Source organism: Cryptosporangium sp. NPDC048952 (assembly GCF_043197895.1).
Classification (GTDB): domain Bacteria; phylum Actinomycetota; class Actinomycetes; order Mycobacteriales; family Cryptosporangiaceae; genus Cryptosporangium.
Genome location: NZ_JBICTY010000004.1, coordinates 285749 through 298735 on the forward strand (window position 1 = coordinate 285749; position 12987 = coordinate 298735).

General features: G+C 70.4%; 13 protein-coding genes. 8 read left to right on the forward strand and 5 right to left on the reverse strand.

Features of this window, described 5'->3' with window-relative positions:
- Together ACGFY5_RS23820 and ACGFY5_RS23825 are read left to right on the forward strand one after the other, a co-directional pair.
- Positions 1–270 (forward strand): hypothetical protein, encoded by a 270-nt coding sequence (locus tag ACGFY5_RS23820; RefSeq protein ID WP_392722967.1) that lies wholly within the window; start codon positions 1–3, stop codon positions 268–270.
- 107 nt (positions 271–377) lie between these two features.
- Positions 378–2582, forward strand: a complete 2205-nt coding sequence (locus ACGFY5_RS23825) for an MMPL family transporter (RefSeq protein ID WP_392722968.1) — start codon at positions 378–380, stop codon at positions 2580–2582.
- A 108-nt stretch (positions 2583–2690) separates the two neighbouring features.
- Here ACGFY5_RS23825 and ACGFY5_RS23830 read toward each other — a convergent pair whose 3' ends face one another.
- The 3 genes from ACGFY5_RS23830 to ACGFY5_RS23840 all read right to left on the reverse strand — a co-directional run bounded on the left by ACGFY5_RS23830 (position 2691) and on the right by ACGFY5_RS23840 (position 6602).
- Complete coding sequence (locus tag ACGFY5_RS23830) at positions 2691–3809, reverse strand: aromatic ring-hydroxylating dioxygenase subunit alpha (protein ID WP_392722969.1); 1119 nt, start codon at positions 3807–3809, stop codon at positions 2691–2693.
- A 71-nt stretch (positions 3810–3880) separates the two neighbouring features.
- On the reverse strand, positions 3881–6268 hold the full coding sequence (locus ACGFY5_RS23835) for an FAD-dependent oxidoreductase (RefSeq protein ID WP_392722970.1): 2388 nt from the start codon (positions 6266–6268) through the stop codon (positions 3881–3883).
- 19 nt (positions 6269–6287) lie between these two features.
- The gene (locus ACGFY5_RS23840; RefSeq protein WP_392722971.1) at positions 6288–6602 is read right to left on the reverse strand and encodes a bifunctional 3-phenylpropionate/cinnamic acid dioxygenase ferredoxin subunit; all 315 of its coding nucleotides are present in this window, start codon (positions 6600–6602) and stop codon (positions 6288–6290) included.
- 127 nt (positions 6603–6729) lie between these two features.
- Here ACGFY5_RS23840 and ACGFY5_RS23845 point away from each other — a divergent pair, with 127 nt between their 5' ends.
- Entirely contained in the window at positions 6730–7104 is a 375-nt protein-coding gene (locus ACGFY5_RS23845; protein WP_392722972.1) for an HNH endonuclease, read from the forward strand.
- Between the two features lie 90 nt (positions 7105–7194).
- Here the strand turns inward: ACGFY5_RS23845 and ACGFY5_RS23850 are convergent, their stop codons facing one another.
- Entirely contained in the window at positions 7195–7896 is a 702-nt protein-coding gene (locus ACGFY5_RS23850; protein WP_392722974.1) for an NUDIX domain-containing protein, read from the reverse strand.
- A 125-nt stretch (positions 7897–8021) separates the two neighbouring features.
- Between ACGFY5_RS23850 and ACGFY5_RS23855 the strand changes: the two genes are divergently transcribed.
- The 5 genes from ACGFY5_RS23855 to ACGFY5_RS23875 all read left to right on the forward strand — a co-directional run bounded on the left by ACGFY5_RS23855 (position 8022) and on the right by ACGFY5_RS23875 (position 11974).
- Complete coding sequence (locus ACGFY5_RS23855) at positions 8022–8402, forward strand: hypothetical protein (RefSeq protein WP_392722976.1); 381 nt, start codon at positions 8022–8024, stop codon at positions 8400–8402.
- An 86-nt stretch (positions 8403–8488) separates the two neighbouring features.
- Entirely contained in the window at positions 8489–9496 is a 1008-nt protein-coding gene (locus ACGFY5_RS23860) for a S1C family serine protease (protein WP_392722977.1), read from the forward strand.
- Between the two features lie 57 nt (positions 9497–9553).
- Positions 9554–10069 (forward strand): SigE family RNA polymerase sigma factor, encoded by a 516-nt coding sequence (locus tag ACGFY5_RS23865; RefSeq protein ID WP_392722980.1) that lies wholly within the window; start codon positions 9554–9556, stop codon positions 10067–10069.
- Positions 10062–11204 carry a hypothetical protein gene (locus ACGFY5_RS23870; RefSeq protein ID WP_392722981.1) on the forward strand — a complete coding sequence of 381 codons (1143 nt, stop codon included), beginning with the start codon at positions 10062–10064 and terminating at the stop codon, positions 11202–11204. The genes ACGFY5_RS23865 and ACGFY5_RS23870 overlap by 8 nt, the downstream gene beginning before the upstream one ends.
- A 17-nt stretch (positions 11205–11221) precedes the next feature.
- Positions 11222–11974: a DUF427 domain-containing protein gene (locus ACGFY5_RS23875; RefSeq protein ID WP_392722983.1), complete on the forward strand. Its 753-nt coding sequence runs from the start codon at positions 11222–11224 to the stop codon at positions 11972–11974.
- Here ACGFY5_RS23875 and ACGFY5_RS23880 read toward each other — a convergent pair.
- Positions 11967–12866 carry a S1C family serine protease gene (locus ACGFY5_RS23880; protein WP_392722985.1) on the reverse strand — a complete coding sequence of 300 codons (900 nt, stop codon included), beginning with the start codon at positions 12864–12866 and terminating at the stop codon, positions 11967–11969. The two genes, ACGFY5_RS23875 and ACGFY5_RS23880, sit on opposite strands and share 8 nt — an antisense overlap.
- Between the last annotated feature and the right edge of the window lie 121 nt (positions 12867–12987).

Genomic DNA, 12987 nt, shown 5'->3' on the forward strand with positions numbered 1-12987 from the left:
ATGGACGGACACGAGGTGGCGGAGGCCGTCGGGGCAGTCGGCATCTTCACGTTCATCACGGTCGTCGTCACCGTGGTGATCTGGCAGCTGTTCGCCACGTGGCGGGCGAAGGCGGCGCTGACGCGCGAGTCGGAGTACCGCGATCTCACGGCGCAGGTGGTGCGGGGGCAGGAGGAGTCCAACCGGCAGTTGGCTGATCTCTCCGGGCAGCTCACCGACTTACGCACGCGGATGGCGCAGCTGGAGCGGGTACTGACCGAGGTCGAATAGCAGGTTGGGCCGTCGAGCGGCAACTCGACGGCCCAGCTGGAAGAAGCACTCCTCGCCTCGCGGCGAGTTCTCACGAACGCTGTCTCCCGTCGAAAGGACACCAGGTCGTGCCTGGTCTGCGCAAATCTTCCTCCGGTGTGCCCGTGGTGGAGCGGCTCGCCGCGTGGTCCACCCGGCACCGGTTGGCCGTGATCGTCGGCTGGCTCGTGTTCGTCGTGCTGGCCGTGGTGCTCAGCGGGCTGATACCGGGGTCCGGCGCCCGGAGCGTGGATCCGGGGGAGTCCGGACGCGCCCAAGAGGTGCTCAACGCCCAGGACGACGCCCAGGGCATCCAGGAGAGCATCCTGGTTCAATCCACCGATCCGGCCACGCTCCACACCGCTGTCACCGCCCTGATCGCCGCCCTTCGAGAGGCCGAGGTCTCGGCCATCTGGGCACCGCCCGGCGCCGCCGATGCCGGCAGCGCGAACGCCGCCGACGCGGGCGGTCGAAGCGGTGCGGTCGTGACCGCGGACGCGGCGCGCCTGGTAGGTGACGAGCGCTCCGCGCTCGTCACCTACCAGGTCGCGGGGCCGGTCGAGGGGTCGTCCGCGCGGGCGGACGGGGTGGCGGCCGTCGTCGAGCGGGTCGCCTCGCAGCATCCGGGGACGCGAATCGTGGGAGCGGGGGATCGGAGTCTTTCGCAGGCCGTGGACCGGGCCATCGGGGCGGACGTGCGCCGTTCGGAGCGGATCTCGTTACCGCTCACGGTGGCGATCCTGCTCGTCGTCTTCGGCGCCCTGGTCGCCGCCGGCATCCCGGTGCTGCTCACCGCCACCGCACTGATCGCCACCTTCGCCCTGCTCCAGGTCGTTGACCACTGGCTCTCGGTGAACAGCGCGGCGAACACCATGGTGCTGCTGATCGGCGTCGCGATCGGCGTCGACTACGCGCTGTTCTCGCTGCGCCGGGTTCGCGAGGAACGCGCGGCAGGGCACGACACCGTCACCGCCGTGCGCATCGCGGCCCGCACGTCCGGCCACGTGATCCTGGTGTCCGGAGTGGTCGTCATGCTCTGCCTGTCCGGCCTGCTGCTGACCGGGATCGACGTGTTCCGCGGCGCCGCGGTCGGCATCGTGCTCGTCGTCGCGATCTCGGTGCTCGGGGCGCTCACCGTGCTCCCGGCCGTGCTCGCCGCACTCGGCCCGCGAGTCGAGTGGGGACGCCTGCCCTGGCTGGGCCGGCGCCGGGCGTCCGGCCGGGAATCCGCCGCCTGGGCCCGTCTCGCGACCGCCGTGACCCGCCGCCCCGTGCTCTGGGGCGGGGCCGCCGCGCTGCTCCTGCTCGTGTTGGCGGTACCGGCGATCCCCCTCCCGGGCGCGGGAACCGCGACCGGGCTGCACCTGCAGGATGCCGCGGTCACCGACAGCCTCCCGCGGAGCGTTCCGGCGATCGACGCGGCGACCCGCATGGACGCGGCCTTCCCCGGTGCTTCCTCACCGGCCCGGGTCGTGATCTGGTCGGACACCGGCGCCCGCCCGGATCTCGCGCGGGTCCGCACCGCGCTCAGCGGCATCGACCGCGTCACGGTGATCCCCTACGGCGACGCGGTACTCGCCCGCGTTCCCCTCGGCGGCACCGACGACGCCGCGAACCGGGCCCTGCGCGAACTCCGCGAGCGAACCCTTCCCGCCGCGCTCGGCGAGTGGAACCACGCCGTCGCCGGTCGCACCGCGTTCGCCGCCGACTTCACCGACCAGCTCACCCGCCGGACGCCCTACGTCGTGGCGTTCGTGCTCGTGCTCGCGTTCGTGTTGCTCCTGCTCGTGTTCCGCTCGGTGCGGGTGGCCGCGGCGTCGATCGGGCTCAACCTGCTGTCGATCGGCGCCGCGTGTGGCGTCCTGAATCTCGTTTTTCACGGGAACTACGGCGGGATCGTGAGCTGGCTACCGCTGTTCCTGTTCGTGCTGTTGTTCGGCTTGAGCATGGACTACCACCTGTTCATCCTGAGCCGGATCCGCGAGCGACGGTCGATCGTCGGCGGGATCGCGGCCAGCGCCGGGGTGGTGACCAGCGCGGCCGTGATCATGACCGCGGCGTTCTCGATCTTCGTGACGCTCAGCGCGATCGAGTACCGGATGCTCGGCGTGGGCGCCGCAGTGGCGATTCTGGTGGATGCCACTGTGGTGCGTGGGGTGCTTGTTCCAGCTGTGTTGTCGCAGCTCAGGCTGTACACCGACGGCGACCCGGCGCACGACCACCGGACGGGGGTCGATACATCGTCCGGTAACCGACAGGACGGTGTCGTGACTGCCGCGAATGCGGATGGATAGGAGCGTAACCAGCAGAGACGGGCGCCACGGGGGAGCCCGTCTCTGTTGACCTCAGGACGCCAGCCGAGACCGCACCCTCCAGCCCTACGCCCCCCACCCACCCACCCTTTAGGACTCGATTCGAGACCGCACCCATTCATGGAACTCCGCGATGTGGTGCTCGCTCGGGACGAGTACGCCGCCGTTGGCGTAGACGCGGGAGCTCATCGCCGGCTGCGTCCGTTCGCACGCCTCGAAATCCTGCTGGTTGACGCGGTGGAACAGCTCGACCGACGCGGTGACGTCACGGCCGGACTCGACCACGCCGGGCAGGTACAGCCAGTCGCATTCGACGACGGTGCGGTCGGCGGCGAGCGGCACCATGCGGTGCAGGATCACGTGGTCGGGCACCAGGTTGACGAACACCTGCGGGCGGATCGTGATCGCGTAGTAGCGCCGGTCCTGCGCTTCCGAGACTCCCGGGATGCGGTCGAGGCCGGCGGAACCGTCCACGGTGAACCCTTGGACATCCTCGCCGAACTCCGCGCCGTGTCCCACGTAGTACTGCGCCGCGTAGCCGTTCGCGAACTCCGGCAGCACCTCGGTGAGCTCCGGGTGGATCGTCGCGCAGTGGTAGCACTCCATGAAGTTCTCGACGATGAGCTTCCAGTTCGCCGTGACGTCGTACCTGATGCGACGGCCGACCTTGAGCGCGGCGATGTCGTACGCGTCGATGCTCTCCAGGTCACCGAGGCGTTCGACGACAGCGCCCTCGACGTCGTCGGCGAACGATGGCGGTTCGTCGGCCAGGCAGACCCAGACGTACCCGAGCCACTCGCGGGTGTGGACGGTGACCAGGCCGTAGGCCTTCTTGTCGAGGTCGGGCATGCTCGCCATGTTCGGCGCGGCGATGAGTTTGCCGGACAGGTCGTAGGTCCAGGCGTGGTACATGCACCGGAACGCGCGGCCGACGGCGCCCTCCTCGTCGGCGCAGAGCTGGGCTCCGCGGTGGCGGCAGACGTTGAGGAAACCGCGGATCGCCTGGTCACGGCCGCGGGCGAGGATGACGCTCTCCCGGCCGACCTGGACCGTGCGGAAGCTTCCCGGCCCGGGCAGGTCGTCGGAGCGGACCGCGCAGAACCACATCTGCTCGAGGATGCGCTCCTGTTCCTGCGCGAACACCGCGGGGTCGGTGTAGTAGGTGCCGGGGAGGGTGCTGATCAGGCTCGGGGTGTCGATTGTCGTCAATGAATTCTTTTCGATCGACCGCAGCGGGCCGTGTTCAGGCTGCGGGGTTACGTGAGATTGAAAAGAGTTCATCAGCGCCGGATCCGTTCCATCGTGGGGTCGAAGAGCGGCTCGGTGCCGACGGTGGCGGCCAGCCTGGTGCCGAGGTAGTCGATCGTGACGGCGTCGCCGTCCTGCAGGGACGCCGGCAGCCAGGCGTACGCGACGCACCGGCCGATCGTGTAGCCGTAGGAGGCGCTGGTGACGTAACCGGCGGGGGTTTCGCCGACGTACACCGGTTCCTTGCCGAGCACCACGGCGGTGGGGTCGTCCAGCGTGAGCACGGTGAGGCGTCGCTGCGGTTCGCCCAGGTTGAGCAGCGCGTCGCGTCCGATGAACTCTTTGTTTGTTTTGACGGCGAAGCCGAGCCCGGACGAGTACGGGTCGTGCTCTCCTGTCATGTCCGTGCCGGCGAGGCGGTAGCCCTTCTCCAGCCGCAGGCTGTTGAACGCGCTGCGCCCGGCCGCGATGACGCCGTGCTCCTGACCGGCCTCCCACAGCGTGTCCCAGAGCCGAAGGCCCAGCTCCGCTGACGTGTACAGCTCCCAGCCGAGCTCGCCGACGTACGAGAGGCGCAGGGCGTCGACCGGCACGTCGCCGACGTTCAGGTGACGGGCCTTGAAGTACCCGAACGCCGTGTGGCCGACGTCGGTCGTCGTGAGCGGCTGGAGGACGTCCCGTGCGCGGGGTCCCCACAGGCCGATGCAGCAGGTGCCGCCGGTGATGTCGCGGACGATCACGTCGTCGGGGGCGTGACGCAGGAAGCGGTCGAGGTCGAGCGGACCGTTGACGCCGACCTGGAAGCGGTTCGGGGCGAGCCGCGCCACCGTGAGGTCGCTGCGGACGCCGCCGGCCTCGTCGAGCATCAGCGTGTAGGTCACCGCGCCGGGTGCCTTGTCGAGGTTGTTCGTCGTCATGTGCTGCAGGAAGGCCAGCGCGCCGGGGCCGGCGACCTCGAGGCGGCTCAGCGGTGTCATGTCGTACATCGCGACCCGGTCGCGGGTGACCAGGGCCTCCGCGCCGGCGGTCTTCGACCAGTGTCGTGCTGCCCATGCGTCGCGGCCGGGGACGGTTGCGACTTCGGGGAGGTCCGTGTTGGCCTCGAACCAGAGCGGACGCTCCCAGGCCGCACCCTCGGTGAACACCGCGCCGAGCTCCTGCTGACGCGGGTAGAACGGGCTGACGCGCAGCGGGCGGGGGTCCGCGGGCGGGTCGAGCGGGTGCAGGATGTCGTAGACCTCGATGAAGCTCCGCTGGGCGCGGGTGCGCACGTAGGAGGCGGTGAGCTGCACGGGGTCGAACCGGTAGAGATCGCATTCGTGCAGGTCTGTTCCGGGGTTACCCGTGGTGATCCATTCGGCGAGTGCTTTCGCGACCCCCGCGGAGTGCGTCACCCAGACCGCCTCGGCGATCCAGAGCCCCGGCAGGTCGCGGTGCTCGCCGATCAGCGGGAAACCGTCGGTGGTGAACGAGAAGATGCCGTTGATGCCCTCTTCGACCTTCGTCTCGGCCAGGGCGGGCAGCAGCGCGATCGCGTCTTCCCAGCTGGGGTCGAAGTCGGCGGGAGTGAACTCCTCGACGCTCGGCATCACTGCTGATTCGTCGTGGGTGCGGATGCGTTCGACAGGCATCGGGCGGTGGGCGTAGGAGCCGATGCCGATGCGGTCGCCGTGCGCGCGGAAATAGAGGTCGGCGTCCTGGTGGCGGAGGATCGGAGCTGATTCCGTCCCGGAGAGCCCCGCGACCGGGCCGGTCGTGGCGTACTGGTGTGCCAGGGGAAGTAACGGGGTGGTGAGGCCGACCAGTGCGCCGAACTGGGGGCCCCAGAAACCGGCCGCGCCGATCACGATGTCGGCGTCGAAGCTGCCCTGGTCGGTGTCGACTCCGGCAACGCGGCCCTCGGGGGTCGTGCGGACGCCGGTGACGCGGTGGCCGCCGAGGAACCGGGCACCGTGCGCGATCGCGCGTTCGGCCTGCGCGGTGACCGCGTCGACGGCGTTGACGAGGCCGTCGGTGGGGGTGTGCAGGCCGCCCAGGATCTTGTCGGGGCTGAGCAGCGGATGCAGTGCCGCGGCTTCCTCGGGGCCGAGTACCCGCGCGGGGACCCCCCAGGACGCCGCGAAGCCGGCGCGGCGGTGCAGCTCGACAAGTCGTTCCGGGGTGGTGGCGATCTCGAGGCCGCCGAGGGGGCGGAACGCGTCGAGGCTCGCGAGCTTCTCCACTGTGTACTGGGCGAGGTTCGTCATCGTCTTGCTCGGGTTGGTCTGGAAGACCAGGCCCGGTGCGTGCGAACTCGAACCGCCGGTGGCGTAGAGGGGGCCCTGGTCGAGGACGAGGACGTCGGTCCAGCCGCGCTGGGTCAGCTCGTCGGCGATCGCGCTTCCGACGATGCCGGCGCCGACGATGATCACTGTGGGCATTCGGAGCCTCCGGTGGTGGTCAGTAGGCGCCGGGAGCCTCGATGACGTGGATCACGCCGTCGACGACCCGGACTTCGTGGGTGCGCACCGCGACCTTGGCCGGAAGACAGTCCGGCTTGCCCGTGCGCAGGTCGAAGCGGGACGCGTGCAGGGGGCACTCGACCGCGCAGTCCTCGATCCAGCCGTCGGCCAGCGAGGCGTCCTGGTGGGTGCAGGTGTCGTCGAGCGCGTAGAGCGCACCGTCGTCGGTGCGGAACACGCTGATCGGGGGAGTTCGGTCGAGCCGGTGGCTCTCGCCGGGAGGGAGGTCGTCCAGGGGGCAGACGGGGATCATGCGCGACACCTCGAGTCAGTGCGTATTACAGAACGCGGTGCGCCTTCCGCAACAGGGTCGGATCATGCCCGCCCTGGTGTCAAGGGGTCGGGATGCGGATGCGCTTCGTGTGCGTTGAATGAACCTGATGAGTACTTCGGGCGAGCTCAGCCGCGCCGACCGGCTAGCGGAGCGAATGGCGCGTGACGGCGCGGCGTGCGTGTGGTGCGGGCGGGAGTTCGGGCGACTCGTGCGGCCGACGACCGATCACCTCGTGCCGCGCGTCAAGGGCGGGCCGTCGTGGCTGGAGAACGAGGTCGCGGCGTGCTCGCGGTGCAACCGGGCGCGCGGGCACCGCGGGGCCGCCGACTGGGCCGACGAATGCGAACGCCAGGGCTGGCCCGTCGACCGGGCTCGTCTGGTGCTGACCTTGCGCGATCTCTCCGCCGCGATCGCCACCCGAGGTGGCCAACGCAAGGCGCGCGCCCAGATCGCGTCCCAACTCCGCCGCCTCGACACCTAGCGCGCCGAAGGCGCGTGTGCCTGAACCTGGAGCCCGTTCAGGGCGGCGCTGGCAGTCGAGCGCGCCGACGTGGTGACCTTTGGCCTGCTGTCATGAGGAGGCGCGCTCGCCTGTCAGCGTCGTTCTGAACGGGCCGCGCAGTGAGGCCCACTGCAGGAGCATGATGGTCTTTGCGTCGGTGATGTCGCCCTGGTCGATCAGGGACAGGGCCTTGTCGAAGTCCAGTTCGACCACCTCGATGTCCTCGCCCTCGTTCGCGACACCGCCGCCCTCCGACGTGCGACTCTCCGCGCTGTACGGAGCGGCATAGAAGCTGAGCCGCTCGGTGATCGACCCAGGACTCATGAACGCGTCGAAAACATGTTCGACCACCCCGACCGTGTGCCCGGTCTCCTCCGCCGCCTCGCGCCGGATCGCGGTCTCCGGATCGTCCCCGTCGAGCAGTCCGGCGGCGGTCTCCAGCAGCATCCCGTCCGGGTGGTCGTTCACGTACGCCGGGAACCGGAACTGCCGCGTGAGCAGCACGGTCCGTCGCTCGACGTCGTACAGCAGGATCGTGGCGCCGTTGCCGCGGTCGTACGTCTCGCGGGATTCGGTGGTCACGCGTCCGTCGCGGTGCCGGTAGGTGAACGTGTTCTTCCGCAGCACGTACCAGCTCGAGGAGAGCAACTCGACGTCCACGACCTCCACGCGGGGGTTCCCGCGCAGGTCACGGCCGGTCAGGTGCAGCCCGGTGCGGCCTCGGCCGTCCGGGACGTCCACTCCAGGAGTGCCAGAGGCATCTGCGCTCATGCCTGCATTCTGCACTTCTGAGCACGAGTGCCGGAATCCGGCCCTGGTCTCTCGACTGTGGACCCGCATGAGAGAAGCGGTTCGTGGTTATTTGGGAAGGGAGCGACCGGACCACGGAGGGTGAAATGACGGACGTCGACTGGGACACGCTGCGCACGGAGTACGACACCGGGGTCGCGGAACTGCGGGCCGCGTCGTCCCGTTTCCGGCAGTCGGCCGAACTCGACGACGAACTCCGGAGCACCCTGGCCGACCTGTTCGAGGGGCTGGCCGACGACGCGGAGACGACCGGACCGGACCCGCGGGCGCTGTCGGTGGCACGGGCACTGGCCGCCCAGACCCCGGCCCCGGCCCACCGCCAGATCGAGCCGCCGGCGCCCGAGGCGGTTCCCGTTGTCGCGTCGGCGGTGGCGCACGGGCGCCCGGCGACCCGCGCCGACCTCCTGATCGCCCGCGTCGCGGTAGCGGCCGCCTCCGTCTGGCACCGCCTCCGTCGCGGCGCGTGAGACCCGTTCATCCGGGTACAGAGGATAGCGTTGCGTGAGCGCCTGACAACTGCGCGCTCACTGGTCGACGCTAGGGGTGCACGTTCATGGGCCGACGGGTAGCGGTACTGATCATCGCGACGGCGCTGGTCGGCGGGTGCAGCGCGACGAGCACGGACACCGAACCGGCCGCCGACGTGTCGCGCAGCGCGACCGCGGCCGCCGGCACGTCGATCCCGGACGTCGTCGAGATCGTCGAACCGAGTGTCGTCACCGTGACCGCCGGCCGGTCGCAGGGCAGCGGCGTCGTCTACCGCAAGGACACCGTCGTCACGAATCAGCACGTCGTCGGGAGCAGTAGAACGGTCACGCTGACGCTGGCGGACGGGGCGAGCGTGAACGGAACCGTCGTCGGCACCGACGAGATCGCCGACCTGGCGGTCATCCGGGCCTCCCGCACCAACCTGCCCGCGATCGCCGTGCGCCAGGACCTGCCCCGCGCCGGTGAGACCGCGCTCGCGATCGGCAGCCCGCTCGGCTTCGAGAACACGGTCACGCAGGGCATCATCTCGGGCGTCGGCCGCCAGATCCCCGCCGAGCAGACCGGTGGGCGGCCCCTCGTCGATCTGATCCAGACGGACGCGGCGATCTCGCCGGGGAACTCCGGCGGTGGGCTGTTCGACGACAGGGGGCGGCTGGTCGGCATCAACGAGGCGTACATCCCCCCGTCGTCGGGCGCGGTGTCGCTCGGGTTCGCGATCCCGAGTGCGACGGTGGTGGATGTCGCCGATCAGCTCCTGCGCACCGGGAAGGCCACGCACCCGTACCTCGGCGTGTCGCTCGCCCAGCTCACCGACGCGGTCCGCAACGCGCTGGGCGTCAACGCGGAGAAGGGAGCGGTCGTCGTCCGGGTGGAAGCGGGAGCACCGGCCGCGACGGCGGGAATCCGGACCGGTGACGTCATCACGAAGATCGGCGCGAAGAGCGTGGAGGACGTGGAGGACGTGTACGCGGCGGTGCGCGCGGTGAAGGTCGGCGACCGGGTGGACGTCGTCGTGCAGCGCGGCGGCGACGCGGTGACGGTCTCGGTGAGGGTCGGCCAGATCACCGGCTAGACACTGCAACAGTCGGGGGCCCCCGCGCGTCCTGGGACACGACGGGGGAGGTAACCCATGCCGGAGCCCGACGGCTTCGAAGACTTCGTGTCCCGCCGCGCGGACGCGCTGACCCGCTACGGGTTCGTCCTGGCCGGTAACCCGCACGACGCGGCGGACCTGGTGCAGGAGGCGCTGATCCGGCTCCGGGGCGCGTGGCACCGCGTCGAGCGCCGGGACGACCCTGAGGCCTACGTCCGCACGACGATGGCCCGGCTCCACATCAGTTGGTGGCGCAAACGTCGTCGGGAGCGGTTGACCGACGCGGTGCCGGAGCGGTGGACCACCGATCCCGGTATCGCGCGCGCCGAGGAGGACATCGGCGTGTGGAAGGCGCTCGCCCTCGTGCCACCGCGGCAGCGGGCAGTCCTGGTGCTGCGTTATTTCGAGGGGCTCGACGACGACACGATCGCCGCGCGGCTGCGGATCAGCCGGGGGACGGTCCGCAGTCAGGCGCACCGCGGGTTAGCGGCGCTGCGCGAGCACTTCACTCAACCCGAAGTCCTGACCACCGAGCGGGGGCGACATGTCTGACGTCGATGACGTCCTCCAGAGGACGCTGAACCGGGCCGCCGAAGCGGCACCACCGCCGCCGGCCGACCTCTACCGCACCGTCACTCGCCGCTACGCCCGGCGCCGGAGCGGGGCGATGGTCGCCGCGGTCGCCGTCTTCGCGCTGCTCGTCGGCATCGTCGGCGTCCTGAAGGTCACCCGCGAGGACACCCTTCCGGTCGCGACCCCGAACACCGTCGAGGCGCTCTGGCCGGATGCCCTTTCCCTCCTGCCCCGCACGATCGAGGGCCGCGACTACCTGGTCGACGCGGTACTCGCGAACGGCCGGATCCTCGTGCACACGGTCCAGGCGGACGACGAGGTGGCGATCGGGCTCCTCGACAGCGACGGCGGCAACTGGACGGTGCTCACCCGGTGGGAAACCCGGAAGGACAGCCTGCAGATCTCCGACGTGGTCACCAACGCGACGTGGGCCGCCTGGCGGATTCAGCAGCCCGGCAAGCTGGACGAGATCTTCACGTTGCGCTGGGACGAGCAGATCCCGCGGAAAGTCGCCGAGACCGGTTCACTGGGCACGTTCTCGATCGCGCTCGACGGCGACACGGTCATCTACGGACCGTCGAACTCCGGCGTTCGGACCGTTCCCGCCACCGGGGGAACGCCGACGCTACTGCCGGGCACCGGCGGTAGGTACTACCGGCTGTACTGGCCCTGGCTGCTGCTCTCCGACGTTACGCACCAGCCGAAGGACGCGGCACCGGAAATCTGGAACCTGCGGACCGACGAGCGACGCACGGCGTTCGCCGCGCTGGCGAGTTGGCGTGACGCGTGCAGCCCGGTGTGGTGCGTCGCGGTCGGCGACGACGATTACCCGGTCAGAGTCATGCGGTTCGACGGCACCGACGGGCAGGTCTGGCAAGGGCATTGGACGAACTACGCCGGTCTGACGCCGCTCCTCGACCGTTACCTGCCCCTCTACCGGCAGGCGCAGCAGCCCGACGGATCGCGGATCCTCGATCTCGTCGACGTGGAGAGCCATCGGGCGGTCGAGTTCGGGCGGACGAAGGGCGAGTTCATCGGCATCGGCGCGGCAACGGTCGACTGGGTGGGTGCCGACGGGAAGCGGCACCTGCTGGACCTGCGTCGGATCGGCTGACGTGCGATCGTGGGCGTATGTCAGCCGAGAGAGGTCGGGTCCGGGTCGAGACGAGTCGTAAGCGGGTCCGCGCGCTGGTCGCGGGCCGTACCGTCGCCGACACGCACCACCCGGTGCTGGTCTGGGAGATCCCGTACTACCCCACCTACTACGTGCCGCGCGACGACGTCCTCGCCGAACTGGTCGCGACCGGCGAGGTCAGCCGGTCGCCCAGCCGGGGCGACGGCGTCGTGCAGGACGTGGTGCTCCCGGACCGGACGCTGCCGAGCGCGGCGGTCACGTTCCCTTCGTCGCCGCTGGAGGAGCTGCGTGAGTTGGTGCGGCTCGACTGGGCGTCGATGGACGAGTGGCTGGAGGAGGACGAGCCGGTCTACGTCCACCCCCGCGACCCGTACAAGCGCGTCGACGTCCTCGGCAGCAGCCGGCACGTGCAGGTCAGCGTCGACGGGGTCGTGGTGGCCGATTCCCGCCAGCCGCGGATCCTGTTCGAGACGTCGCTGCCGCCCCGGTACTACCTGCCGCTGACCGACGTCCGGCTCGACCTGCTCCGGCCGTCGGAGCTGGTGACGCACTGCCCGTACAAGGGCGCCGCCACGTACTGGGACGTCGAGCTGGAGTCGGGCGTCGTCCACAGGAACATCGTGTGGACGTACCGGTCGCCGCTGCCGGAGAGCCAGAAGGTGACCGGGTTGGTCGCGTTCTACGACGAGAAGGTCGACGTGACGATCGACGGGGTGGCGCAGGAGCGGCCTGCTACGCACTTCACGTGAGTTCGGTGGGCACCGCCACCACGTCCACCATGGCGCCGTTGCGGAAGACGGTGAGCGGTAACGGCTGGCCGATGGCATCGGTGAAGAGCAGTTTCTGCAGTCCCTGGGCATCGCGGACGGGCGCGCGGCCGGCGTCGAGCAGGAGGTCGCCGGTGCGGAGGCCGGCCTGGGCGGCGGGGCTGCCGGGTACGACCTCGACGACGCGCAGGCCGCGTTTCTGGACCAGCTTCTCCGGTAGTGGCATCGGGGCGGTGACCAGCCCGAGGTAGGCCCGCCGCACCCGCCCGTCGGCCTCCAGTGCTGTCAGGATGCGACGCGTCGTCGTGTTGATCGGTACCGCGAGCCCGACGCCGACGCCGGCCACCGCTGTGTTGATGCCGACCACGCGGCCCTCCGAGTCGGCCAGCGCGCCGCCGGAATTGCCGGGGTTGAGCGCGGCGTCGGTCTGGATGACGTCCTCGATCAGTCGGGTGGCGCCGCCGCTGCGCGCGGGGAGCGAGCGGCCCAGCGCGCTCACGACCCCCGCCGTGACCGTGCCGGACAGCCCCAGCGGATTGCCGACCGCCACGACCAGCTGCCCCACCTGCAGCGCGTCGGCGTCGCCCAGCTCTGCGGCGTCGCCAGGCGTTTCGTCGGCTCGGGCGACCGCCAGGTCGGACAGCGGGTCCGCACCGATCACCCGGAAGCGGGTTTCGGAGCCGTCGGCGAAGGCGACGCGACCGCCGTCGGCCCCGGCCACGACGTGGGCGTTCGTGAGCATCAGACCGTCGCCGCCGACGACGACGGCGGAACCGGCGCCCTCACCGCGGCGGCTGCGCACGGACAGCGCGGCGACCTGCGGCCCGACGGTGCGGGCGACGCGGGTGACGATCTGGGAGTAGGCGTCGAGCATCGGGCCTCCTTGATTACACTGCAACAACTGTTGCTCGACGATCGGTCGGCTGCCAGCGCTGGCCAGGTTTTCGCTGGATCAACGTTTTCTGGTCGACGCTGCCCGCGGTGGTGTAGGTCTG